Consider the following 23,906-nt stretch of genomic DNA (forward strand, 5'->3'; position numbering starts at 1 on the left):
ACTCACTAGACAGCTTTTCACAAATCTTAGTTAACTTTTGGTTACAAGATGTGGCTAAATAACGGCCAATGCGCATGACCGGTCTGTCACCCGGCCGGTCATGCTGCGTCTATGTGAATTGTGATTTCAGGTGCTGCTATCCAATCCTCGGCCGTCGTGGGCACGCAGGAGCAGCCTGTCTTCTTCTGACTTGTGACGAAATCTCTTGAAACTCATCATTGTTGCTCTCTACGTTGCCTCTATTGCGTATGTCCACCTGCGTGGCCGGGTGCGGCATAAGTTGGGCCGCCAGCTCAGCGATCACTCGACTTTCCTGGCGCCGGTCAACTGCTTTCTCTACCTGTTCTCCAAGCTGCCCAGCCGGCCCTTCCTGTCGCCCAGCGACTTTCCGGACCTGAGCCCGTTACAGGAGCATTGGCAGGAAATCCGCGCGGAAGGCGAGAACCTGATGCGGGAAGGGGCGATCAAGCGCTCGGATCAGTACAACGATGTGGGTTTCAACTCGTTCTTCAAGTCAGGCTGGAAGCGCTTCTATTTGAAATGGTACGGCGACAGTCATCCTTCGGCGATGAAGCTGTGCCCGCGTACCACTGAGCTGGTGCAGAGCATCGGTTCGATCAAGGCGGCCATGTTTGCCGAGCTGCCACCAGGTTCCCGGTTGGTGCGGCACCGCGACCCCTATGCCGGTTCCTACCGCTATCACTTGGGTCTGGACACCCCTAACGATCCGGGCTGCTACATCAATGTGGATGGCGAAAGCTATTCCTGGCGCGATGGCGAGCCGGTGATGTTCGACGAGACCTATATTCACTACGCGGAAAACACCACCGCGCAGAACCGTCTTATCTTGTTCTGTGATATTGAGCGACCGATGAAATACCGCTGGGCGGCGGCGTTCAACCGCTGGTTCAGCCGCACGGTCATGGCGGCAGCCGGCTCGCCCAATGATGACGGCGACAAAACCGGTGGCCTGAACCGCGCCTTTAACCGCCTGTACAAGATTCGCCTGCGTGGCAAAGAGCTGAAAAAGCGCAATCGCACGCGCTACTACCTGGAGAAGTGGGCGATTTTCGCAGTGCTGGCGTTGATCTTCATCCTGATCTGAGCCTGGGCCGGCGCGACTCACTCAGGTGGAGTCGCGCCCAGCTTGTCCCACATCTTCTTGCTGATCTTCTGTCGATTGGCATAACCCGCCCACGGGTTGTCCTTCAAACCCTGCAAGCGTTCGTGCAGGTTGGCCACCGTCCACTGCTGGGCACCGCGCAACCCTTTCAATTCGTCACGGCTGACCGGCACCGATACCGGCAGGCCGGGTCGTGCCCGAACCGAGTAGGCCGCGACCGTGCTGGCGCCACGGGCATTACGCAGGTAATCGATGAAAATCTTGCCGACGCGGTTTTTCGGCCCTGACGTGGCGGTAAAGCGCTCCGGCAGTTGCTGGGTCATGAACTGGGCGATGGCCTTGGCGAAGGCTTTTACGGTGTCCCAATCGTCGCGGCGTGCCAATGGGACAACCAAGTGCAAACCCTTGCCGCCACTGGTTTTGATAAAGGCTTGCAGCCCCAATTCATCCAGCACCGATAAGGTCAGTTGCGCCGCTTCCAGCATGGTTTTCCACGGCAGTGCGGGGTCCGGGTCGAGATCGAGCACAAACAGGTCTGGGGTCTCGATCTTGTCCGAGGTGGCGCCCCAGGTGTGCAGCTCCACGGTGCCCATCTGCACCGCGCCCACCAGGGCGGCGGTGCTGTCGATTTCCATCAGGCGGGCGTGACCTGGGTCCAACGCCGGGTCCAGTTGCTGGAGATGCGGGATCGCCAGGCGCTCTGTGTGCTTCTGGAAGAACTGCTCGCCCCCCACACCTTCCGGGGCACGGAGCAATGCCACAGGGCGATGGTGCAGGAAGGGCAGGATCCAACGGCTGATGCTGTCGTAGAACTGCGCCAGTTGCAGTTTTTGCGTGCCGCTGTGCTGATCGATGATCCGCTCCGGGTGGGTAATCTTCACCCCGGCGACGGTGCTGGGCGCGCCGGACTTCCGGGCCGTTGGTGCTTGCAGCGATTTGGCCGCGCGTGGCTGCTCATGAATGATCTGTTGCACCGGTTTATCAGAACGCAGCGCGACAAACGCGGCCTGGCGTACCACGCCTTCCCGGGTCCACTCGGCAAATCGCACCTCGCCGACCAATTGCGGCTCCACCCAATGCACGCCGCGGGCCTGGGCGCGGGTCAGTGGCTTGTCCAGGGGTGAAGTCTTGCGCTGCAGCGGCGTAAGCCGGGCGTAGATGTCCTGCAGCGCGGCCCGATCAAACCCGGTGCCGACACGCCCGGCATAGACCAGCCCGGCATCGCCGTTGACCGCCAGTAACAGCGCGCCAAACCCGCTGCGCGAACCCTGGGGGCGGGTGTACCCGACAATCACGAACTCCTGGCGCAGGCGGCATTTGAGCTTGATCCAGTCGGTGTTGCGACTGGATACATAGGGGCTACCCGCACGCTTGCCGATCACGCCTTCCAATGCCAGGTCGCGGGCGCTTTCGAAGATATCGTGTTGGTTGGCGGCAAACGCCTCGGAGAAACGCAACAGTTTGCTCTTGCTACGGGCCAAGGCCGCCTTGAGCGCAGCGCGGCGTTTTTCCAGCGGGTCTTGCCGTTGATCGCGGCCTTCCAGAAACGGCGCGTCGAACAGGTAATAGACAATGTCCAGGCTGCGTCCGATATCGAAGGCGTTTTGCAGGGCCTGGAAATCCGGCAAGCCATCGCCATTGAGGCTGACCACTTCGCCGTCGAGCCAGCTGTCCTTGAGTTTCAGGGCTTGCAGGGCCTTGGCCTGGCGCGGCAAGCGGTCAGTCCAATCATGGCCGTTGCGCGTGAACAGGCGCACTTCGCCGTCACGAATACGCGCCAACATGCGGTAGCCGTCGAACTTGATTTCGTAGAGCCAGTTACCCTCCGGTGCACGGTCGACCAAGGTGGCCAGTTGAGGCGCGAATTGATCGGGCAGGGCGAGCGTTTTCTTGCGTGAGGCTTTTTTCGCGGAGGGTTTGGCGACGGTCGTCGGCGTGCCCACCGATGCATCACTGAGCACGCTTCGGGGCTGCGCCTGGACGATATCGTAGTCGCTGCTCGGGCGTGCCTGCTGGTCCTGTTCCTTGATCAGCAGCCATTGTTGCTTATCGCCGCTGCCTTTGAGGCGGGTACGCACCAGGGTCCAGTCGCCGGCGAGTTTCTCCCCGACCAGGGTGAATTTCAGCTTGCCGGCGGCGTAGGCTTTTTGCGGATCGTCATGGGGTTGCCAGACGCCGCGATCCCATACGATCACGTCGCCGGCGCCATATTGGCCCGCCGGGATGCTGCCCTCGAAACTGCCGTAGCTCAAGGGGTGATCCTCGACATGCACGGCCAGGCGTTTCTGGCTGGGGTCCAGGCTGGGGCCCTTGGGTATTGCCCAGCTCTTGAGTACCCCGTCGAGTTCCAGGCGAAAGTCGTAATGCAGGCTGCGCGCATCGTGCTTTTGAATCACGAACGCCAACGCCGATGCCTGGCGCTTGCTGGGTTTCGAGTCGCCCGCAGGTTCGCCAGTGATCTCGAAATCGCGCTTTCGGTGGTATTCGCTCAAGGGTTTTGCCATGTCGTTTTCTCCCTTCTATGGCGGACTCAAGAGGCCTTTTTGCTGGTTTTTTTCGCGGCTGGTTTTTTCGCCGGGCGCTTGGCGGCGGATTTGCCGGCCAGACTGCGCTTGAGCAGTTCGGTGAGGTCGATCACGTCAGCCGACTTGCGTTCTTCGCTGCCGGCCTGGCTTTCCACGTCCTCGATCTTGCCGGCCTTGGCCTTCTTCGCCACCAACGCCATGATCTTCTCCTGAAAACTGTCACGGTAGGCATCGGGCTGCCAGTCGGCGCTCATGTCTTCCACCAGGCGCCTGGCCATGTCCAGCTCGCCCTTGGCCAGGCTGGGCCGGGTCACATCGCTGCCCAGCTCCAGTTCATCGAGGCTGCGCACTTCAGCGGGCCAACGCAGCATCACCAGCACCAGGGCCGACTCCAGCGGCATCAGCGCAGCCAGGTGCTGCTTGGTGTGCAACACCACATTGGCCAGGGCGACCTTGTTGGTTTTCTTCAGGGTTTCGCGCAGTAATGCATACACCTTGCCGCCGCGTTTGTCCGGGGCCAGGAAGTAGGGCGTATCGATGTTTTGCAGGGGGATCTGGTCGCTGGCCACGAAGGCGATAATCTCGATGGTCTGGGTCGACTTGGGGTTGGCCGAGCGGATTTCCTCTTCGCTGAGCACCACGTAGCGGCCTTTCTTGAACGCCACGCCCTTGACGATGTTGTCCTTGGTGACTTCCTTGCCGCTGGTCTTGTTGATGCGCTTGTAGCCCACCGGGTCCATGCTGCGTTTATCCAACCAGTCGAAGTCGACCCCCTGGGAAGCCGTGGCCGAAACCAGCGACACCGGGATATGGACCAAGCCAAAACTGATGGCACCTTTCCAGATTGCCCTAGGCATGCGTGCAGTTCCTTGAGAAGAGGCTATGTGCGGCTGACTCGTGGGCGTTGGCAAAAGTTTCGATCAGCGGATGCGCGGACAGATCGTGTTACACCTGATGAGAAACTATTTAGTGTCGAAATTCGAACCCAGCGCGTAGCGTGTTATCGAAAGCACGTACTCCTCGCCCAGAGAGGCTTTGTCATGAACATCTGTGTGCGTCATCTTGCAGCGTTGGCATTGGGCTTGGCGCTGGCCACCGCTGCCCAGGCGCAAAACCTGCCTGGCAGCAACAACTCGGACAATGGCCCGATCCACCGGGCCAACCCCAACAGCATGCAGGGCACCCAGCCCAATCCGTCGCTGATACGCGGCATCCAGACCGCTCCGACCCCGCGTACACCCACCCTGGAAAACGGCGGCATCGGCAATCGTTATCCGCAGCGCGACGCAGCACCCAGCCGCCCCGCGACCGAAACCAAAGCCCCCACTGTTGATGCCAACGGCAATCGCCGGCCTTGAGCGCCGGTAAGGACCCCGCCTTATGTTTCTACGCAAAACGTTTCTTGCCGCCTTTTGTGCCACGACCTTGCTGCCGCTGACGGCGGTTTACGCAGCCGATGTGCAGCAATTCCCAAGTGAGCAGGGCAGCATCACCGTCACCCCGATCGCCAAGGGCCTGGACCACCCATGGGCGCTGGCTTTTTTGCCCGACAGGCAGGGCTTCCTGGTGACCGAGCGGCCTGGGCACCTGCGCTTTGTCAGCCCGGACGGCAAGCTGTCGGCGCCGCTGAGCGGTGTGCCTGAGGTCTGGGCCAAGGGGCAGGGCGGCTTGCTTGACGTGGTGCTCTCACCCGACTTCAAGCAGGACCGCATGGTGTACCTGTCGTACGCTGAGGGCGGTGGCCAGGGCGGTACGGCCGGTACGGTGGTAGGGCGCGGGCGTTTGTCGGACGACTTGAGTGGCTTGAAGGACTTCAAGGTGATCCTACGCCAGGAACCCAAGCTGTCCACCGGTAATCACTTTGGCTCACGCCTGGCCTTCGACCGTGATGGCTACCTGTTCGTGACGTTGGGCGAAAACAACGACCGGTCCACGGCCCAGGACCTGGACAAGTTGCAAGGCAAGGTGGTGCGGATTTACCCCGATGGCCGCATCCCCGATGACAACCCATTCGTGGGGCAGCCAGGCGTACGTCCGGAAATCTGGTCCTATGGCCAGCGCAACCCCCAGGGCCTGGCACTGAACCCCTGGAGCGGCACGATCTGGGAAAACGAGCATGGGCCGCGTGGCGGCGATGAAGTCAACATCATCGAGCGTGGCAAGAACTATGGCTGGCCGCTGGCGACCCATGGCATCAACTACTCCCTGACGCCGATTCCCGAAGCCCAGGGCAAGACGGTGGAAGGCACAGTCGCGCCGCACCATGTGTGGGAGAAGTCTCCAGCTATCAGCGGCATGGCGTTCTACGACGCCGACCGCTTCAAGGCCTGGCAGCACAACCTGTTCATTGGGGCGCTGTCCAGTCAGGAGTTGATTCGCCTGCAGTTCGATGGCGACAAGGTGATCCATGAGGAACGCTTGCTGGGGGGCTTGAAAGCGCGGATTCGTGACGTGCGCCAGGGGCCGGATGGGTTTCTGTACGTGCTGACGGATGAAGACGATGGGGTGTTGTATCGCGTCGGTCTGAATCAGGACTGACACTTACGGGTTTCCAAACGGTGGGATAGCCCGCTGACTCTGCAACTTAGCGCTGCCGCACAGCAAACTGGAACCCCTGTGGTGAGGGAGCAAGCGCCCTCACCACAAAGTGCAGTCGTTTAAGCCGGCATTTAATCTTGGATAATCAATAAATTATCTTATAGGTGCCGGGGGCTACCGCCTTCTGGAAGCGTGCAAGCCCTAAAGGCCGAGTTCGGACAGCCCCGGGTGATCATCCGGGCGCCGGCCCAGGGGCCAGTGGAACTTGCGTTCACTTTCCTTGATCGGCAAATCGTTGATGCAGGCAAAGCGGTTGGCCATCAGGCCATTCTCGTCAAACTCCCAGTTCTCGTTGCCGTAGGAACGAAACCAGTTACCGGAATCGTCGTGCCACTCATAGGCATAGCGCACGGCAATACGGTTATCGGTGAACGCCCACAGCTCCTTGATCAGCCGATAGTCCAGCTCCTTGGCCCATTTGCGGGTCAGGAAGCCCTTGGCTTCTTCGCGGTTGTAGGCGAATTCGGCGCGGTTACGCCACTTGGTATCCAAGGTGTAGGCCAGGGACACCCGTTGCGGGTCGCGGGAGTTCCAGCCGTCTTCGGCCAGGCGGACTTTTTCGATCGCCGATTCACGGGTGAAGGGCGGCAGCGGTGGACGGATTTGCGAGGTGGATGGCATGTCATGGCTCCTGGGCTAAAGAAAGTTGCGCGGGTGATGCGTTCAAAGCCCCAATAACGTTCGCGCCATGCATTGCGCATTATCAGCAGCGGTTGAATCGCCCATCACCAGGGCAACGGTAATGGCGCCATCGATCAGGATCAGCAGTTGCGCGGCCTGCCGTTCGGGGTCGGGGGTGCCATGTGCTTGACACAGTTGGCGTGTGTATTCGAACAGTTTCTGTTTGTGCGCCTTGGCCAGCAGGCGCACGGGGTCTTGAGGGTTGCCGGTTTCACCGCTGGTGTTGATGAAGGCGCAACCGCGAAAGTCCGCCGAGCCGAACCAGGCCTTGAGTGCGCTGAACAGCGCAAGCAAGCGTTCGCCGCTATCGTCGACGCGCTCCACTTCGTCGCGCAGCCACTGCATCCAACGCTCATCACGGCGTTGCAGGGCGGCGACCACCAACTCGTCCTTGTTGGCGAAGTAACGGTAAATGCTTTTGCGCGAGACCCCGGCGGTTTTCACCAGGAAGTCCATGCCGGTGGCGGCGATGCCATGGCGATAGATCAACTTTTCGGTGACGTCGAGGATGATGTCGCGAGTTTCATTGTGGGTCATGTCGTTCATGCTGCATAAAGTAGAACGATCGTTCTTCTTGGTCAATAGACTTTTTCCATGCCGGGCAGCGAGACCTGAGCAACCCCATGGTGTAAGCTCGGGGCCTCTTCGGATTCGACCCATTGCGAGCCTTATGCCGTCGTTCTTCAAACGCTCCCTGTTGCCCAAACTGCGCGGTTTTCCTCTGACTACCGATGCCATCGACGTGTTGTCCGGCGCCGATGCGTTTCGTCGCTGCCTGCTGGAACAAATCCACAAGGCCACGCGACGCATCTACATCGTCGCGCTGTACTTGCAGCAGGACGAAGCGGGGCAGGAGATCTACGACGCCTTGCACGCGGCCAAGGCCGCGCGACCGGAATTGGACATCGTCGTGGTGGTCGACTGGCTGCGCGCCCAGCGCGGGTTGATCGGCGCCGGCAAGCAGCCGGGCAACAGCGCCTGGTACCAGGCCATGACCCAGAGCCATGCCAGTGAAGTGCCGGTGTATGGCGTGCCGGTGCAAACCCGCGAACTGTTCGGCGTGTTGCACCTCAAGGGGTTTGTGATCGACGACACTGTGCTCTACAGCGGTGCCAGCCTGAACAACGTGTACCTGCACAAGTTCGACAAATACCGCTTCGACCGTTACCACCTGATCCACAGCCAAGCGCTGGCCGATTCGATGCAGCATCTGGTGGAGCACGGGTTGGTGGCCTCCAAGGCGGTGCATCGACTCGACTTGCCCAACCCGCCGACCACGCGCAGCCTGCGCAATGACATTGGTGACCTGCGCAGCCGCCTCAAGCATGCGGCCTACGACACCACGGCGGGCCAGTTGCCCACTGGCAACCTCTCGGTCAGCCCGTTGCTTGGTGTGGGCAAGAACAACCCACTGAGCCGGGTCATCCTGGAGCTGATCGCCAGCGCCCAGCATCAGTTGACCATCTGCACGCCGTATTTCAACCTGCCGCTGCCGGTGACCCGCGAGATCAACCGCGCCCTGGCGCGCGGGGTGAACATCGACATCATCGTCGGCGACAAGACCGCCAACGATTTCTACATCCCGCCCAGCGAACCGTTCAAGGTCATCGCAGCGCTGCCGTATCTATACGAAATCAGCCTGCGCCGCTTTGCCAAGCGTCATCAGCCGATGATCGACAGCGGCCAACTGAACCTGCACCTGTGGCGCGACGGCGATAACACTTACCACCTCAAGGGCATGTGGATCGACCAGCGCTACACGTTGCTGACCGGTAACAACCTCAACCCGCGGGCATTCCGCCTCGACCTCGAAAACGCCTTGCTGATCGATGATCCCAAGCATGAGTGGCTGGAGCCGAGGGGGGCCGAACTGGCGCAGATCTTCCAGCACACCACACGCATCGAACGCTATCAGGATTTGCAGAGCCTGGTGGACTACCCGCAAGCGGTCGGCAAATTCTTGCGTCGCGTCAGCCGGGTGCGGATTGAGCGGTTGTTGTATCGGATTCTCTGAATGTGGCCTCGCCACGACATTTCTCATGATTAACCGTGAACCGATGACGGGCCTGGGACCACTTCTCTGACGGAATAACCTCAAGAGAACGTGCCCATGTCCATTTCCTTGCAAAACCGCCAGCGATTTATCCCGGATAACCCGATCCCCGTCGGGCTCACTGTGCTTACCCCCGAGCACCCACGCGTGCCGGTTGAGCACTCATGGCCGGCATCGCGGGGGCGCCGTGCCGCAGAGGGGCAGGGTGATCAACACCCCGCTGCCGATGTGAGGCTGGGGCAACGGTTGGGTGCGGCAATGGAGAGCGGTTACGCCATGGTCGAGGTGCCCGCCAACAGCAGCCTGGCGCCAGCGCTGGCGCTCTACCGCGAGCTTTGGAGCCAGCCGGCCCTGCAGGCCTGGCTGACCAGCAAGGGTCTGGAGACGGGGACCCTGAGACTGCATAAAGATTTCATCCAAGGCTACGTCGTTCGCGATGGCGTGCGCACGCCTGTGAGGTTCTCCACCAGCGATGCGTCGGGATGGTGGCAAGTTTCAGCGCCGTTGCGTGCTCTTCGCGAGGTTCTGGACCCACGGGACCGAGGTCTCACCCACCTGGCAGACGGTGAGCAGTGGGTGCCTCGGCACCTGGTTCTACAGGCGTTTGGCATTGAGCTTCCGATGGGCATCGAGCAGGCCAATCAATTGGAGCGGCAATTGCGCACCCAGGGCCTGTCGATGCCGCCTGCGCGGGCCCGATCAATGGCCGCCGATCTGGCCCAGGTGCAGCTGACCCTTGGCGAACTTGAAGAACGTCCCCGCTTGGCGGACCAGCTTGAGCGACTCATCACGGATTTGCCGGACACCACGCCCTGGGACGGGGCGCTGCCAGCAGACGGTTCCCCTACGCTGCGTCAGATCGTTGAGCAAAAGGGCCTGGGTACCCCACACACCGTGGGAGAAGTGCGTAACGTCATCCAATGGCTGCGCACCACCTTGCCTCCGGCGCCGCCCTTGGGCAATTACGCCGGTTTCATGGATTGGACGTGGGCTCCGGGCCAGTTATCGGCGTCAGACAAAGCCACGCTGGCGGCATTGGCCAACACACAGTTGGGCGGTGCGAGCGCCGAGGGCTTCGACTACCTGAAGGGCCATGGCCTAGAGGCGCTGCAAGCGGATCCGGCCGGGCATCTGCACCGCCTGCTCGACAGTCCCGAGGCGTTGGATCTGGGCGAGCGCTGGGCCCGCAGTGTGAATTGGTACGGTACGTTCGATATCGGCACGACAGTGCCAAAGGCGGTATGCCAACAGATGGTCATTGCGGCAATCAAACTGCACGCCGATCCACAGGCACCGGGAAAACCGGGGCAGGTGGCCGGTTATGACCTCTACCAGCCCGCCAACATGGGGCGCACGTTTACCGCCATACGCCGCGACCTGGAAAACCATCTGATCCACCAAAAAGGCCTGGACTCGAAACTGGCGGTACTGGCCGCGCATATCGGCCTGGCACAGGCTGCGCCGGAGTTCCTTGTACGCGATGTGCCTGATGCGATCCACATGGGAACCCCGGCATGGATGGAACTGCGCCTGGGATGCGGCATGGTCGACAACTTAGCCCCGGGTACTTCGCGGGCGATGGACGAAGAGCAGATCAGCGCCATCACTGTCCTGGGCCCCACCAGTGAAGCGCAGGCGACCCTGATGCGCTTGCTCGGCCTGCGTATCATCACCGATTGGGCCGTGCTCAACGGGGTGATTCCTCGCGCACCCGACGGCGAGTACTCCGCGCACATGATTCAGGCCGCGTCTGCGGCATTTCAGGGCCAGCGCGAAGATGTCAGCCGCGCATTCACGCAGTGCGCGTCCGGGTTGCCGACGCGCAGGTCGGTCGCCATTGCCGAGTTGCTCAAGGTTTTCCCAGGCGTCGCCGCGAGCCGCCTGGAAGGCATGACGGTACAGCTCGCCGATGCCGGGGCGCGTCGTAACATGCGGGTCTCCGAACCCCGTACGCGTTCGCTGGTGGAGACCTATATGACCGGTGATCTGACCCCCGGCAAGTGGGTGCTCACCAGTGACCTGCCACAAGCACCAGCGCGCGCGGCGAGTTCGCCCTACCAGCCACGCAGTGAGGTGATAGCGCCCGTCGAGAAACGCAACGAACTGGATGCCCGCATTCGCCGTCTACCGGCGTTGGACGGCCTGCTGAAAAAGGCTGTCGATGAGCATCGCAGCGCCCTCACGAGCGCTTATGCGACCCAGCTCAAACTCAGAATCGCCGAGTTGCCATTGGCGGATCGCAAGCTGCTGGAACTGGGCAATGTCGAGCTCTTTACCCTGCGCGGCGAAACCGGGGAGATTCAGGCCAAGGAGACTGATGCGCATCGTGACGCGGCCAAGTACCGGCAAGGCACCCTGATACGTGCGGAGCACGGCGCCACCGTGAGTTATTACGAGGTGTTCGCCAAAGGGCCAATCGTCAAGCGCACAGACCTGCCGTCGCAGTTGGTGTTGGGGGGCGTGGTGGAGAGAAAGCGCGTCCCCGCGCCGTGGGGCGTTACCTCCGTGCCGATTGTCCGCGGCACTGCCCTGGCCATCGACGTCGACGCCTACGCCAAGGGATCGGATCCTCGGTCAACGCGGGAGCCTTCCAAGGTCATTGTTGAAAAGCTTGGCGCAACGCTGCCCGGCGTTCCCCGCCCGGAGGGTTTCGCACCCGATGATTTCGTCCCTGACAGCTACTCATCGTCGAAGACAGCCGACATCGTGACGCGAATCACCCAAGGCAATTTTTATGAATCGCAAGAGACTATGCTCGCCAGGGCGAAGGGGGTGTTGCCCCTTGAACAACACCGCGAGGCCGTTGCGCGCGATCATGGGATCCTGCTCGGGTTGGTGCCTTTCGTGGGGGCTTATCAAGAGTTTGCGGCAGGCAATATTGGCAGCGGCTTGTTCAGCCTGGCATTGGATGTGGGCGGGGTGGCACTGTCGGCCGCTGGCCGGGCACGCTCGTTGATACGTGCGGGAAGGGCACTGGCGCAGGCCCCCGTGGCCGGGGTTATCCGGCGGCTGGCGCCGACGCTCAGTCCCCTTGTACCGAAAACGGCCTGGGTAAAACCGGTAGCGTCCTTCAGCGACAAGGCCTTCGATTTTGTCAGGGAAGGCGTATTGTTCACCAGCGCCGCACTCAACCCGTTCGATGGCTACCCGCAAATGGTCAGCGCAGCCACGAAGGGGCTGGTCAAGTTACCTGCGTTGGTTGCAGGCGGCGCGACCCGGCTGGGTAAGTCTGTGCCGCATTTGATAACGGCCGAGGAGAAGATGAGGTGCTATCTGATGGCGGCGGCCGGTCAAGCAGCACCCTCGCGGCCTCCAGCGGCGGGCGTTGCGGGAACGAGCCAGGGCATTGACGTGCACGCCACGGGCAACAACGGACGTTGGTATGCGATTGATCCGCGCAGCGGCCGGCCGTTCGGCACGCCATTGAGCGGGTTCCAGCAGGTACGCTGAGCCGACGACCTCCCGCGCCGGGCGCGGGAGGGTGAGCGGCCATTGGCGCGTTGTGTCAGTTCAAACCCAGTTTGCCGCGTAAGGTGGACAGGTCTTCCGCCAGGGTGTTGACCGGACCCACGAGGGCCTTGCGGTCGTTTTCCTTGACCTTGTCATAGGTCTCGAAACCGCCATCCTTGGTTTTGTACTTGGCGAGGATCTTGTCTACGGTGGCGAAGTTTTTGTCGACCTTGGCCAGGAAGGCTTTGTCCTGCTTCTCGATCTGGCCACGGAACAGGTCGACGATTTTCTTCGCGCCGTCGATGTTGCCTTTGAAGTCATACAGGTCGGTGTGGCTGTAGCGGTCTTCTTCACCGGAGATCTTGGTGGCCGCGACTTCTTCGAGCAGCGCCGCGGCACCGCCGACGACTTTCTCAGGCGGGAAGGTCAGGCCGTCGACACGGGTCTTGAGGTCGTTGACATCGGCATTGAGCTTGGTGGTCAGCGCTTCCAGGCCTTTGGTCGAGTTCTGCGAGAACAGCGCGTATTCGATACGGTGGAAGCCGGTGAAGTCTTCGGCGGTCACGCCTTTTTCATGGTCATCCACGCGCGAATCGATCGACGCATCCAGGTCGCTGAACAGTTCGGCGATCGGCTCGATCGACTCGTAGTGCACGCGGGTCGGTGCGTAGAGCTTCTTGGCCGTGGCCAGGTCACCTTTGTTGATCGCATCGGTGAGCGCCTGGGTCTGGGTCACCAGCTCACCGATTTCCTCAGTGACGTAGATCTTGTAGTCCGACACCGGGCCTACCAGGTCCAGCGGCGCGGTAGCGGCGAACGCTGCCAGCGGCGAAAGGGTGATTAACAACGACAATGCGATAGACGACTTCTTCATGGGACGATTTCCGCTCTGGTGTGTGTTTTAGGTGTTGGCAGGGGTGTGCGGGTGCGTTGCCGCGAGGAGCGTGCGCCCGATGAAATCCTTAGGGCCCGTGACCCCCGGCAAGGTGAAGAAATACCCACCGCCGACCGGCTTGAGGTATTCCTCCAGAGGCTCGCCGTTGAGCCGGGTTTGCACGCTGATGAAGCCTTTCTCCAGGTCAGCCTGGTAGCAGATGAACAACAGCCCCATGTCCAGCTGACCGTTTTTATTGACGCCGTTGGAGTAGTTGAACGGCCGGCGCAGGATCAGGTTGGCCTGGGTCTGCGGGGTGCGCGGGTTGGCCAGGCGGATGTGGGCATCGAGCTTGGTCAACTTGCCTTCCGGGTCCTTGCTGTAGTCGGGAACCTGGGTTTCCTGCTGGCCACCCATGGGCGCGCCCGTGGTCTTGACACGGCCGATGATGCTTTCCTGCTCTTGCAGGGGGGTACGGTCCCAACGTTCGACAAAGTTGCGGATAATCCGCACGGCCTGGTAGCTGCCATAGGCGGCCCAGGCGGGCTCATCGCTGCCGGGCTGGACCCAGACGATCTGGTCCATCGCCTGGTTGTCGTTGGAGTTCGGGTTGGCCGAACCGTCACGAAAGCCGAGGAAGTTGCGCGCGCTCTGTGCCGGCTCGCCAGGGCGGGCAGGGGCCTGGGGCGGGACGCTGCCTTCTTGTTTCCAGCGCACCAGCAGCAGGTCGGGCAGGTTTTTCACGATGTCGCGCAGGGCGTGGATATTGGTGTCCGGGGTGTTGGAGCAAAACTGCAGGCTCAGGTCGCCGTGGCACTGCGCCGGCTCCAGGGCATCGTTGGGAAAGCCGACCATGCGGCTCAGGCGCTTAGGCTTGACGCTGCCAAGGCCGAAGCGTTCGTCGAACAGGGATTCACCCACGGACACGGTGATGGTCAGGTTGTCCGGCGTCACCACCGGGCCGAGAATCCCGGAATCGGTGGGCGGCAGCTTCGGGTCGACTTGCGGCACGGTACCGCCGCTCATCAGGAAGCGGATGCGCTCGTTGAGGGTACGGAACAAGCGCTCCAGGTCCTGGCGGTCGTTGGCCAGTACGTCGAACGCCACCAGCATGCCGCAGGCCGGGCGCGGCGTGACGATGCCGCTCTGGTGTTGGCCGATAAAGTCGTGGTGGTCCTGGGTCTTGTCGCTGCTGGGGGCGGTGGTGACTTGGGCTTGCGCGGCGGCCGCCATGGCCGGGCAGCTCAAGGTGCTGCCGGCAATCGCGGCGCCGGTGGCGGCCATGCCCAGCAGGACACGGCGGCGCTGAAGGTCAAACAATTGTGAGTCACTCATGTGTGCGGTCGTCTTCACTGCAGGCCGGAAAGGCCAAGGGCGGGGTCGATTCCATCGAGTACATTGGCCAGAGCCTTGGCCTTGTCGGCGATCTGCTTGCGCTGATCGGCGGTAACACTGTCATAGCGGCGGTACTGGCCGTCGACCTTCAAGCCACTGAGCTGGGCATCGAACGCATCGAGCGCGCTGTCGATCTTGGGCAGCAAGTCAGCGGCGGATTTGCTCAGCAACGGGCGCATCAGGTCCACGACCTTGTGGGCGGCATCCAGGTTGGCGGCAAAACCGTTGAGGTCGATATGGCTGTAGCGTTCTTCTTCACCGCTGACGGCGCGTACATCGGCCAGGCTGTTGAGGTTGCGCACCACGATGCTCACCAACTGCTCCGGTGGCAGCGACTGCGCCAGCAGTTGTTGCTTGAGGGTGGTCACGTCGGCAACCAGGCGCTGGGCAATCGGCGCCAGGCCATCGAGGCTGCGCTGTTGGAACAGGCTGTATTCGAGGCGGTGGAAGCCGCTGAAGGCCGGGTCTTGTTCGCGTTTTTCAAAGTAATCCGCGCGGGCGTTGATGGCATTGTCCAGCTCCGCCAGGCGTTGCGACGCCGGGGCCAATCGCTGGTAAGCCTCACGGGCCGGCACGTACAACGCCTGGGCCTGGGCCAGGTCACCGGCGTCGATCGCTTGCTGCAAGGCGCTCACGGCCTTGACCAGTGCACTGCCCTGGCTGCTCAGGTACACGCGGAACTCCGACAGCGGGCCGATAAACGCCACCATCGACGGCTTGGCCTTGGCCTGGGCGTCGGACTCCGCCGTCGCGGTCACATGCAGGGTGCCGCGCGGGTTGCTCAGCAGGCCGCAGGTGATCGCATAGTCGCCGGGCAGCAGGTTGGCATTGATCACCTGGCTCAGGCCGGGGGCGATATTTTCACGTTCTTCGACCACCAGCACGCCATCGAGGATTTCCCACTCCACCGCGCGATCCGAGCGGTTGATGATGCGAAAGCTTGCGCGGCCAGCCGGTACGGTCAGCGCGTTCGGCTCGCAGGCGTGGCCATGAATGGTCACGGCAATTTCATTGTGGTTGGTCTGGCGCTTGGCGGCGGCCATTTGCGAGGCGTAATAGAACAGGCCTGCGGCGGCGATCATCACGACCACCGAGCCGGCTACCGCCCAGCGCAAGGCGCGGTGCGGGGAGGCGGGTTGAGGCGTTGGGTTGGACAAGGGACGGTCCTTACTGGCTGGAAACGGAAGAAGAGGTGACGGCCGGCTTGGCCGGTGCTGCGGGCAGGAAGAACATCACCAGGGCCACCACCAGGTAAATCAGGTAGGCGCCCAGGGTGCTGACGGTCGGCGCTTCTTGATACCCGAACATCCCGGCCAGTACCGAGCCCAACGGGCTGTCCATCGGCAGCACGGCGCTGAAATCGAACAGCACGGTTTGCAGGTGGTTCCACAGGCCGGCTTCATGCAAGGCCTGCACTGAGTTGGCGAGAATGCCCGCGGCCACCACCAGGATGAACAGACCGGTCCAGCGGAAGAACGCCCCGAGGTTCAGGCGCATGCTGCCGGTGTAGATCAGGAAACCGACGATGACCGCCAGGACCAGGCCGAGCAGGGCGCCCAACGGTGCACCGGGGCCTTCGCTTTGCTGGAACACCGCCAGCAGGAAAAATACGGTTTCCAGGCCTTCGCGCGCCACGGCGAAAAACACCATGAGGATCAACGCGATGACCTGATGTCTGGAGCCGGCCAGTGCATGATCGAGGGAGGCGTGCAGGGAATGCTTGAGGGAGCGCGCCACCTTGCGCATCCAGAACACCATGGAACTGAGGATGCCCACAGCCACCAGGCCGACCACGCCTTCAAACAACTCCTGTTGCTTTTGTGGGAACTCGGCGCTGACCAATTCCAGCCCGCCGCCCACCAGCAAGGCCAGCGCGGCAGCGAGAAACACGCCGATCCATACCGCTGGCATCCACTGGCCGCGGCCGGTCTGTTGCAGGTAACTGGCGATGATGCCAACGATCAGGGCTGCTTCAATTCCTTCGCGCAACATGATGAGAAAGGGGACAAGCATTCGGCACCGCAGGGTAACTAGATAGGAAGCTAATTTGTAACATAATGATACTCATTGCTAAACAAGAAATATTGACCTTTACTGAACGCCGGCTGAACGGTGGTGGGGAAGCGCAACCGCCCTTATGATGCACACCACCTTTTGAGCCGTTGGATTGCCCCGCCCCCATGTCGGAAAAAGACACCATTTCCATCCATCTTGTGCGCGAAGCGCTGGCGCAGAGCTGTGCGCCGGGGGCCGCCACCGTTGAAGCGTTGAACAAGGTGGGCATCGACCCCGAGCTGTTGCTGCAGCCCGGCGCACGTGTGTCGGCCACCGCCTACGCGCGGTTGTGGCGCCTGCTGGCGCGTCGCCTGGACGATGAGTTCTTTGGCATGGACCCGCGCAAGCTCAAATCCGGCAGCCTGGCGTTTCTGTGCCGGGCCGCCCTGGCCCAACCCACCGTGGTCGATGGGTTGGAAACCGGGCTGGGGTTCCTGTCATTGATGCTCGACCATCTGCCCGCGCAACTGGTGCGCCAGCAAAGCCTGGCGGAAATCGTGCTGTTGGAAACCGAGGCAGAGCCACGCCGGGCGTTTACCTATTTCACGTACTGGATGATCGTCCACGGCGTTGCCTGCTGGTTGGCGGGGCGGCGTATACCGATCCTCGCCATCGAGCTGCGCTGCCCCCAGCCGGATTTCTGCGATGACTACCAGGTGATGTTCTCTGACAACCTGCGCTTTGATCGACCTCGCACCCGCATGATCTTCTCCGCCGACTGCCTCGACCTGCCCATCAAGCGCAGCCCCGAGGAGCTCAAGCGCTTCCTCGCCCATGCGCCGGCGAACATCCTGGTCAAGTACCGTGACCCCGACAGCCTGGCCACCCGCATCAAGCACGACCTGCGCCAGATGCCACCCGACATCTGGCCGGAAACCGACGGCCTGGCCGCCAGCCTGTGCATCTCCGCCTCAACCTTGCGCCGCCGCCTGGCGGAAGAAGGGCAGACCTATCAGGGCCTCAAGGACAGCGTGCGCAAAGAGCTGGCGATTGTCTGGCTGGCGGAACCCCACATCAGCTTTGCCGAGATCGCGACGCGACTGGGGTTTGCCGACACCAGTTCGTTTTATAAGGCGTTTCGTAAATGGGCGGGGTCGAATCCGGGGCATTATCGGAGTTTGATTTTGAATGAGACAAATAGGCTGTAACCGCAGGGGTGTGCGGGATTAGGAAATAACTGACTTAGTTCTTCTTGCGGACGACAGAAGGGTCTTTCGAGATTTTAGGAAGTGGCCGGCTTACTGCCAGTGCTTAATCATGCATAGTCCTTGGCACGATAGTTATTACTTTTCTTTAATGGTTCGAATCATGTTCGGCGTGCCTTGGCTACAGCGATTGCGCGCCGCTAAGTCGAGGGCCGCCTATGGGGAGTTAAAAGGCATAGCGGGTATCAGTCTTGAGTAGTGGCAATAAATATTATTGGCTTGATACTGAAGGTGAAAATCATGAAAGGTCTTTTTGCATTGCCATGTCTGGCTTTGATGTTGCTGTCGGCCCAAGTGTCTGCTTTGTGCTTGACTATTACTGACAGCTATAGCGGAATAATTCAACCCGAATCAGAGGCTGTCGCGCTTGGTCCATTCACCATTACTGGGGCCAACGGTTGCTCTAACGCAAATATTGACGCAATGGTGTCAGCCGCAGGCGGGGGCAGAGCGCCACAGATTTACATTCAACAACAGGTGGGCGGTTCCTGGAAAACAGTGGCCGGTAACCCCTTGTCAGCCTATGCCTCATGGCTCGGTCCGCTGGGTACTTATCGGGTAATGCTAGAGAACCGCGAAACGGTCTCCAAGTCCTATTGGGGAACGGTCAGGTTCGGTCGGTAATGTCCTGAAGCAGCAGGGCGCCGAGGATGTCGTTGGCGCCCTGCATGGGGCTCATTTCAAGCATGCTCTTCTATCGAAAGTTCGTTTTTGGATGAATTGACGAAAAATGTCAGTGCATTGATTGCGTGATTGGCAGCGACCATGCCCTGGATATATTCGGGGATGCCTTGGGAGCGCTTGACGTTTGGATGACTTTCAACAAACGACAGGTAGTCTTCTAGCTTTTCATTGAATAAAGCGATTGCATTGTATTTTACGTCGGTTTCGGCTTGCTGACCGTTGGCATCAAAAGCACCCAGGCCAGAGATGAACATATGAAAAGCTTCGCCATCAATGACGCCACTGTTATAGAGTCGGCTGCCGACTTTTTTTAGTTCGTTGGTGGTGATCGACGTCATGTCATAGTCTTTCAAGAATACTTTCAACTCATCAATCGATTGCTGCTTGCCAAGTTTCAGCGTTTCCGCGGCTTTTGATTCTTCCGTTATTGTGAATTTGTTCGTCACCTGTTCCGGATGTTGTATTTGAAACGGGTTCGACGCTTTCGTGTGCCTCATTTGTTCCGCAGTCAACAAAACGGCCATCGTGAAATCCTCCATTAGTTGAAAACTACACTTAATTTATCGGCCATCCTAAATGTCACTTTAAAAAAAAAGCCCCGCGACCGAATGGACCGCGGGGCAAAAAATTGGCTGGATGCGACCAACCAAAGGAGCTCTTTACGTTACTGGGCAGTCGCCACGACGGTGTCTGGTTTCCAGCCACCCCCTAGCGCCTTGTAGATCGCCACAATCCCGCGATACAGGTCGACTTCGGCCTGGGCCTGGGAGTCTTCGGCGGCCAGGCGTTCGCGTTGGGCGTCGAGCAGGACCAGGAAGTCCACGGTGCCTTCGCGGTAGCGGATCGCGGCGAGGTCGGCGGCGGCGCGGCTGGATTCGCTTTGACGGATCAGCGAGACCAGGCGTTGCTGGCGTTTGCCGTAATCACTGAAAGCATTCTCGGACTCTTCCAAGGCCAGCAACACTTGCTGCTCGTAGGTCGCCAGGGCGCCATCGGCTTCGGCGTCTGCGCCGCGCAGGCGGGCACGCACGCTGCCCAGGTCAAAGGCGGCCCAGGTAATGCTCGGGCCGAGGGCCCAGGCGTTCGCGGCCGATGAGCCGATCTGCGAACCCCGCCCGGCGGTAAAGCCGAGGAAGCCGCTGAGGCTGACCCGTGGGAACAGGTCGGCCTTGGCCACGCCGATGCGCGCGGTGGCGGCGGCGAGTTTGCGTTCGGCGCTGAGGATGTCCGGGCGTCGTTGCAGCAGTTGCCCTGGATCGCCGATCGGCAGCGCCTTGGCAATCGCCGGCAAGTCTTTCGGGCTCAGGTCCACGGTCAGCTTGTCGGGGCGCTGGCCGAGGAGGGTGGCGATGCGGTTACGCTCGCGCACTTGCTCGGCTTGCAGTTGCGGCACGCTGGCTTCCACCGCCGCCAGGCGTGCGTCGGCACGCTCCACGTCGAGTTGATCGCCCACACCGGCGTCGCGCAGGCTGACGGTGATGGTGCGTGACTCCTGTTGGTTCTTCAGGTTGTCCAAGGCGATGCGTTCACGCAACTGCGCGCCACGCAGTTGACCGTAGGCGTCCACCAGTTCGGCAATCATCGTGACTTGCAGTTGGTAGAGGTCGGCTTCGGCGGCCTGCTGGTCGGCGTCGGTGGCTTCCAGGTTGCGCTGGATGCGCCCGAACAGGTCCAGTTCCCAGGCCATGTCCAGGCCCAGGTCATACCGCTCGCTGTTCACCCGCCGGGTGGTCTGGCCAGGGATTTGCCCCTTGGCCAGGTCACTGCTGGCGCGGCTGGTAATCGTCGGCATGGCGTCGTTGCTGGCGTCGTCGCGGATCGCCCGTGCAGCGCGCAGGCGGGCAAAGGCGACGCGCAGGTCACGGTTGCCTTGCAGCGATTGCGTGACCAACTGGTTGAGGGTCGGATCGTCGAACTGCTGCCACCAGATGCCTTCGAACTTGGCGTGGTCATACTGTTTGGCGTCCGCGGCGGCGGTGATATTCGCCGCCTCCGGGGTCTGGGTTTTGTAGTCCGGGCCCACGGCACAGGCGCTCAGCGCCAGGACCAGCAAGCTCGGCAGAAAGACTTTCACACTCATTGCTGTGTCTCCAGCTTCAAGGCCTTGGCCGCTTTGCGCGCTTCGCTGCGCTCCACATAGCGACGGATCAGTACGTAGAACACTGGCGTCAGCAACAGACCGAAGAAGGTCACACCGATCATCCCGGAGAACACCGCCACACCCATGGCATGCCGCATCTCGGCACCGGCACCGGTGGACAGCACCAAGGGCACCACGCCCATGATGAAGGCGAACGAGGTCATCAGGATCGGCCGCAGACGCAGACGGCAGGCTTCCAGCACCGCAGCGAGCGGGTCGAGGCCTTCCTGCTGTTTGTCCTTGGCAAACTCGACGATCAGAATCGCGTTCTTACAGGCCAGGCCCACCAGTACAATCAGGCCGATCTGGGTGAAGATGTTGTTGTCGCCGCCCGAGATGATCACCCCGGTGATGGCCGACAGCAGCGTCATCGGTACGATCAGGATCACCGCCAGTGGCAGGCTCCAGCTTTCGTATTGGGCGGCCAGTACCAGGAACGCCAGCAGTACGCAGAGCGGGAATACGAACAGCGCGGTGTTGCCCGAGAGGATCTGCTGATAGGTCAGGTCGGTCCACTCGTACGTCATGCCGTTGGGCAGTTCATCCTTCAACAGTTTTTCAATCGCCGCCTGGGCCTGGCCGGAGCTGTAGCCCGGTGCCGCGTTGCCGTTGATTTCAGCGGTGATAAAGCCGTTGTAGTGCATCACACGGTCTGGCCCTGAGGTGTCGCTGACCTTGATGAAGGTGGCCAGTGGGATCATCTCGCCTTTGTTGTTACGCACTTTCAGTTGGCCGATCTGGTCGGAGTCCTGGCGGAACTGTTGTTCAGCCTGCACGTTGACCTGATAGGTACGCCCGAAGCGGTTGAAGTCGTTGGCATACAACGAACCCAGGTACACCTGCAGGGTGTCGAAGATGTCGCTGATTGCCACGCCGTGGGTCTTGGCCTTTTCACGGTCGATGGCCGCGTCGACCTGTGGCACGTTGACCGTGTAGCTGGTGAACAGGCCGAACAACTCCGGCACGCCACGGCTCTTGGTGATGACGTTCTGCACTTCTTTGTACAGCTCGTCATAGCCGAGGTTGCCACGGTCTTCGATCTGCAGGCGGAACCCGCCGATGGTGCCCAGCCCCTGTACCGGCGGCGGTGGGAAGATCGCCATGTAGGCTTCTTCGATGCCGCTGTACTTGCCGTTCAATGCACCGGCAATTGCCCCGGCGGACATGCTCGGGTCTTTGCGCTCATCGAACGGTTTCAAGGTCACGAACACGATGCCGCTGTTCGGGCTGTTGGTGAATCCGTTGATCGACAGGCCGGGGAAGGCAATCGCGGCTTCCACACCGGGTTGCTTCAAGGCGATGTCCGACATGCGCTTCATCACGTTTTCGGTGCGGTCCAGGCTCGCAGCGTCGGGCAGTTGGGCGAAGGCCACCAGGTATTGCTTGTCCTGGGCCGGTACGAAACCGGTCGGGGTGTGGGCAAACCCGAAGAAGGTCAGCACCATCAGGCCGGCGTACACGAACAGGGCAATGCCCGTGCCGCGAATCACCCGGCGTACGGTACCCACGTAGCCATGGCTGGCTTTCTCGAAAAAGCGGTTGAAGGGACGGAACAGCCAGCCGCCAAAGAGCTTGTCGAGGAACTTCGAGAAGCGATCCTTCGGCGCATCGTGACCGCGCAGCAACACGGCGGCCAGGGCAGGGGACAGGGTCAGCGAGTTGAACGCCGAGATCACCGTCGAGATCGCAATGGTCAAGGCGAACTGTTTGTAGAACTGGCCGGTCAAGCCACTGATAAAGGCGGCTGGAATGAACACCGCACACAGCACCAGCGCCGTGGCGATGATCGGGCCGGTCACTTCACTCATGGCTTTTTCAGTCGCCGGGAACGGCGCCAGGCCCAGCTCGATATTACGTTCGACGTTCTCCACCACCACGATGGCGTCGTCCACCACGATGCCGATGGCCAGTACCAGGCCGAACAATGACAGCGCGTTGAGCGAGAACCCGAACAGGTGCATCACCGCAAACGTACCGATCAACGATACCGGTACTGCCACCAACGGAATGATCGAGGCGCGCCAGGTCTGCAGAAACAGGATCACCACCAGCACCACGAGGATCAGTGCTTCGAACAGGGTATGCACGACCGCTTCGATGGAACCGCGCACAAAGATCGTCGGGTCATAGGCGATGCGGTAATCCATGCCCGCCGGAAAGCTCTTTTTCAACTCGGCCATCTTGGCGCGCACATCGTTGGAGATGTCGATGGCGTTCGAGCCGGGGCGCTGGAAAATCGGAATCGCGACGGCCGGCTGGTTATCGATCAGCGAGCGCAGCGCGTATTGGCTGGACCCCAGCTCGACGCGGGCGATGTCCTTGAGGCGCGTGATTTCACCGTTGGCGCCGGCGCGGATCACAATGTTCTCGAACTCTTCCTCGGTGACCAGGCGACCCTGGGTATTGACCGACAACTGGAAGCTGGTATCCGTTGGAGCAGGCTGGGCGCCGAGGGCACCGGCTGCTACCTGGCGGTTCTGCTCGCGGATCGCGGTGACCACATCGGTCGCGGTCAGGTTGCGCGAGGCGGTCTTGTTCGGATCCAGCCAGACACGCAGGGAGTAGTCGCCCATGCCGAACAACTGCACGTCGCCCACACCACCCAAGCGGGCCAGCTCATCCTTGATATTGAGGATCGCGTAGTTGGACAGGTACAGCATGTCGTAACGCTGATCCGGCGAGGTCAAGTGCACCACCATGGTCAGGTCGGGGGAGGCCTTGTCCACGGTAATACCGATGCGCGTCACTTCCTCAGGCAATTTTGGCTGAGTCCGCGTCACACGGTTTTGCACCTGCACCTGCGCGTTGTCCAGGTCGGTGCCCAGGGCGAAGGTGATGGTCAGGGTCAGCTTGCCGTCGGCGGTCGACTGCGAGGACATGTACAGCATGTTCTCGACGCCGGTGATGGCTTGCTCCAACGGCGCGGCCACGGTTTCACCGATGACCTTGGGGTTGGCGCCCGGGAAGTTGGCGCGTACCACCACGGTGGGCGGCACCACTTCCGGGTATTCGCTGATCGGCAACTGGAACAGCGAGATCGCACCGGCGATCAGGATCAGCAGCGACAGCACCGCTGCGAAGATCGGCCGCGAAATGAAGAACTTGGAAAAATTCATCTTGAGT

General features: G+C 61.1%; 18 protein-coding genes. 7 read left to right on the forward strand and 11 right to left on the reverse strand.

From position 1 onward, the window contains the following. Nucleotides 1-205: 205 nt before the first annotated feature. Nucleotides 206-1,105, forward strand: coding sequence for a lipid A hydroxylase LpxO (gene lpxO, locus QU606_RS17955; protein ID WP_102623849.1), 900 nt, complete (start codon nt 206-208; stop codon nt 1,103-1,105). A 17-nt stretch (nt 1,106-1,122) separates the two neighbouring features. Here lpxO and ligD read toward each other — a convergent pair whose 3' ends face one another. Both ligD and QU606_RS17965 read right to left on the reverse strand, forming a co-directional pair. After that, nucleotides 1,123-3,627 (reverse strand): DNA ligase D, encoded by a 2,505-nt coding sequence (ligD, locus tag QU606_RS17960; protein ID WP_304997269.1) that lies wholly within the window; start codon nt 3,625-3,627, stop codon nt 1,123-1,125. A gap of 26 nt (nt 3,628-3,653) precedes the next feature. Further along, on the reverse strand, nt 3,654-4,505 hold the full coding sequence (locus tag QU606_RS17965; protein ID WP_304997270.1) for a Ku protein: 852 nt from the start codon (nt 4,503-4,505) through the stop codon (nt 3,654-3,656). Nucleotides 4,506-4,688: 183 nt separating this feature from the next. Here QU606_RS17965 and QU606_RS17970 point away from each other — a divergent pair, with 183 nt between their 5' ends. Together QU606_RS17970 and QU606_RS17975 are read left to right on the forward strand one after the other, a co-directional pair. Next, the gene (locus tag QU606_RS17970) at nt 4,689-5,006 is read left to right on the forward strand and encodes a hypothetical protein (RefSeq protein WP_024075304.1); all 318 of its coding nucleotides are present in this window, start codon (nt 4,689-4,691) and stop codon (nt 5,004-5,006) included. Between the two features lie 22 nt (nt 5,007-5,028). After that, nucleotides 5,029-6,186 (forward strand): PQQ-dependent sugar dehydrogenase, encoded by a 1,158-nt coding sequence (locus QU606_RS17975; protein WP_024075305.1) that lies wholly within the window; start codon nt 5,029-5,031, stop codon nt 6,184-6,186. Nucleotides 6,187-6,387: 201 nt separating this feature from the next. Here the strand turns inward: QU606_RS17975 and QU606_RS17980 are convergent, their stop codons facing one another. Together QU606_RS17980 and QU606_RS17985 are read right to left on the reverse strand one after the other, a co-directional pair. Next, nucleotides 6,388-6,867, reverse strand: coding sequence for a nuclear transport factor 2 family protein (locus tag QU606_RS17980; protein ID WP_102623845.1), 480 nt, complete (start codon nt 6,865-6,867; stop codon nt 6,388-6,390). A 42-nt stretch (nt 6,868-6,909) separates the two neighbouring features. Further along, nucleotides 6,910-7,473, reverse strand: coding sequence for a TetR/AcrR family transcriptional regulator (locus tag QU606_RS17985; RefSeq protein ID WP_024075307.1), 564 nt, complete (start codon nt 7,471-7,473; stop codon nt 6,910-6,912). Nucleotides 7,474-7,597: 124 nt separating this feature from the next. Between QU606_RS17985 and pssA the strand changes: the two genes are divergently transcribed. Both pssA and QU606_RS17995 read left to right on the forward strand, forming a co-directional pair. After that, complete coding sequence (pssA, locus tag QU606_RS17990; protein WP_102623844.1) at nt 7,598-8,941, forward strand: CDP-diacylglycerol--serine O-phosphatidyltransferase; 1,344 nt, start codon at nt 7,598-7,600, stop codon at nt 8,939-8,941. 96 nt (nt 8,942-9,037) lie between these two features. Next, a complete protein-coding gene (locus QU606_RS17995; RefSeq protein ID WP_304997271.1) occupies nt 9,038-12,430 on the forward strand; it encodes a hypothetical protein in 3,393 nt (1,130 codons plus the stop codon). Between the two features lie 55 nt (nt 12,431-12,485). On the opposite strand, the gene efeO (QU606_RS18000) is transcribed toward QU606_RS17995, so the two are convergent. Genes efeO (QU606_RS18000) through efeU form a run of 4 tightly spaced genes read right to left on the reverse strand, consistent with a single transcriptional unit; the run spans nt 12,486 to nt 16,712 of the window. Further along, nucleotides 12,486-13,304: an iron uptake system protein EfeO gene (efeO, locus tag QU606_RS18000; RefSeq protein ID WP_304997272.1), complete on the reverse strand. Its 819-nt coding sequence runs from the start codon at nt 13,302-13,304 to the stop codon at nt 12,486-12,488. A 27-nt stretch (nt 13,305-13,331) separates the two neighbouring features. Beyond that, entirely contained in the window at nt 13,332-14,639 is a 1,308-nt protein-coding gene (efeB, locus tag QU606_RS18005; RefSeq protein WP_150294139.1) for an iron uptake transporter deferrochelatase/peroxidase subunit, read from the reverse strand. A gap of 14 nt (nt 14,640-14,653) precedes the next feature. Further along, nucleotides 14,654-15,856, reverse strand: a complete 1,203-nt coding sequence (gene efeO / locus QU606_RS18010) for an iron uptake system protein EfeO (RefSeq protein WP_024075312.1) — start codon at nt 15,854-15,856, stop codon at nt 14,654-14,656. 10 nt (nt 15,857-15,866) lie between these two features. After that, entirely contained in the window at nt 15,867-16,712 is an 846-nt protein-coding gene (efeU, locus tag QU606_RS18015; protein ID WP_304997273.1) for an iron uptake transporter permease EfeU, read from the reverse strand. Between the two features lie 167 nt (nt 16,713-16,879). On the opposite strand from efeU, the gene QU606_RS18020 reads away from it, so the two are divergent. Together QU606_RS18020 and QU606_RS18025 are read left to right on the forward strand one after the other, a co-directional pair. Continuing rightward, nucleotides 16,880-17,902 carry an AraC family transcriptional regulator gene (locus QU606_RS18020; protein ID WP_069075914.1) on the forward strand — a complete coding sequence of 341 codons (1,023 nt, stop codon included), beginning with the start codon at nt 16,880-16,882 and terminating at the stop codon, nt 17,900-17,902. Between the two features lie 297 nt (nt 17,903-18,199). After that, nucleotides 18,200-18,583 carry a hypothetical protein gene (locus tag QU606_RS18025; protein ID WP_304997274.1) on the forward strand — a complete coding sequence of 128 codons (384 nt, stop codon included), beginning with the start codon at nt 18,200-18,202 and terminating at the stop codon, nt 18,581-18,583. Nucleotides 18,584-18,639: 56 nt separating this feature from the next. On the opposite strand, the gene QU606_RS18030 is transcribed toward QU606_RS18025, so the two are convergent. The 3 genes from QU606_RS18030 to QU606_RS18040 all read right to left on the reverse strand — a co-directional run bounded on the left by QU606_RS18030 (nt 18,640) and on the right by QU606_RS18040 (nt 23,899). Then, nucleotides 18,640-19,167 (reverse strand): hypothetical protein, encoded by a 528-nt coding sequence (locus tag QU606_RS18030; protein WP_041160930.1) that lies wholly within the window; start codon nt 19,165-19,167, stop codon nt 18,640-18,642. 140 nt (nt 19,168-19,307) lie between these two features. Then, a complete protein-coding gene (locus QU606_RS18035) occupies nt 19,308-20,723 on the reverse strand; it encodes an efflux transporter outer membrane subunit (RefSeq protein ID WP_024075316.1) in 1,416 nt (471 codons plus the stop codon). Further along, nucleotides 20,720-23,899, reverse strand: coding sequence for an efflux RND transporter permease subunit (locus QU606_RS18040; protein WP_024075317.1), 3,180 nt, complete (start codon nt 23,897-23,899; stop codon nt 20,720-20,722). The genes QU606_RS18035 and QU606_RS18040 overlap by 4 nt, the downstream gene beginning before the upstream one ends. Nucleotides 23,900-23,906: the final 7 nt, after the last annotated feature.

Source organism: Pseudomonas sp. OVF7, assembly GCF_030644265.1.
Taxonomy (GTDB): Bacteria; Pseudomonadota; Gammaproteobacteria; order Pseudomonadales; family Pseudomonadaceae; genus Aquipseudomonas; species Aquipseudomonas gorinensis.

Excerpts from the sequence above, each read along its gene's own strand:
- efeO (WP_304997272.1), bottom strand. The coding sequence starts at position 13,304 with ATGAAGAAGTCGTCTATCGCATTGTCGTTGTTAATCACCCTTTCGCCG.
- QU606_RS18025 (WP_304997274.1), top strand. The coding sequence starts at position 18,200 with ATGAAAGGTCTTTTTGCATTGCCATGTCTGGCTTTGATGTTGCTGTCG.
- QU606_RS17965 (WP_304997270.1), bottom strand. The coding sequence starts at position 4,505 with ATGCCTAGGGCAATCTGGAAAGGTGCCATCAGTTTTGGCTTGGTCCAT.
- QU606_RS17975 (WP_024075305.1), top strand. The coding sequence starts at position 5,029 with ATGTTTCTACGCAAAACGTTTCTTGCCGCCTTTTGTGCCACGACCTTG.
- efeU (WP_304997273.1), bottom strand. The coding sequence starts at position 16,712 with ATGCTTGTCCCCTTTCTCATCATGTTGCGCGAAGGAATTGAAGCAGCC.
- QU606_RS18035 (WP_024075316.1), bottom strand. The coding sequence starts at position 20,723 with ATGAGTGTGAAAGTCTTTCTGCCGAGCTTGCTGGTCCTGGCGCTGAGC.
- QU606_RS18040 (WP_024075317.1), bottom strand. The coding sequence starts at position 23,899 with ATGAATTTTTCCAAGTTCTTCATTTCGCGGCCGATCTTCGCAGCGGTG.
- pssA (WP_102623844.1), top strand. The coding sequence starts at position 7,598 with ATGCCGTCGTTCTTCAAACGCTCCCTGTTGCCCAAACTGCGCGGTTTT.
- ligD (WP_304997269.1), bottom strand. The coding sequence starts at position 3,627 with ATGGCAAAACCCTTGAGCGAATACCACCGAAAGCGCGATTTCGAGATC.
- QU606_RS17995 (WP_304997271.1), top strand. The coding sequence starts at position 9,038 with ATGTCCATTTCCTTGCAAAACCGCCAGCGATTTATCCCGGATAACCCG.
- QU606_RS17970 (WP_024075304.1), top strand. The coding sequence starts at position 4,689 with ATGAACATCTGTGTGCGTCATCTTGCAGCGTTGGCATTGGGCTTGGCG.
- QU606_RS17985 (WP_024075307.1), bottom strand. The coding sequence starts at position 7,473 with ATGAACGACATGACCCACAATGAAACTCGCGACATCATCCTCGACGTC.
- QU606_RS17980 (WP_102623845.1), bottom strand. The coding sequence starts at position 6,867 with ATGCCATCCACCTCGCAAATCCGTCCACCGCTGCCGCCCTTCACCCGT.
- QU606_RS18030 (WP_041160930.1), bottom strand. The coding sequence starts at position 19,167 with ATGGCCGTTTTGTTGACTGCGGAACAAATGAGGCACACGAAAGCGTCG.
- QU606_RS18020 (WP_069075914.1), top strand. The coding sequence starts at position 16,880 with ATGTCGGAAAAAGACACCATTTCCATCCATCTTGTGCGCGAAGCGCTG.
- efeB (WP_150294139.1), bottom strand. The coding sequence starts at position 14,639 with ATGAGTGACTCACAATTGTTTGACCTTCAGCGCCGCCGTGTCCTGCTG.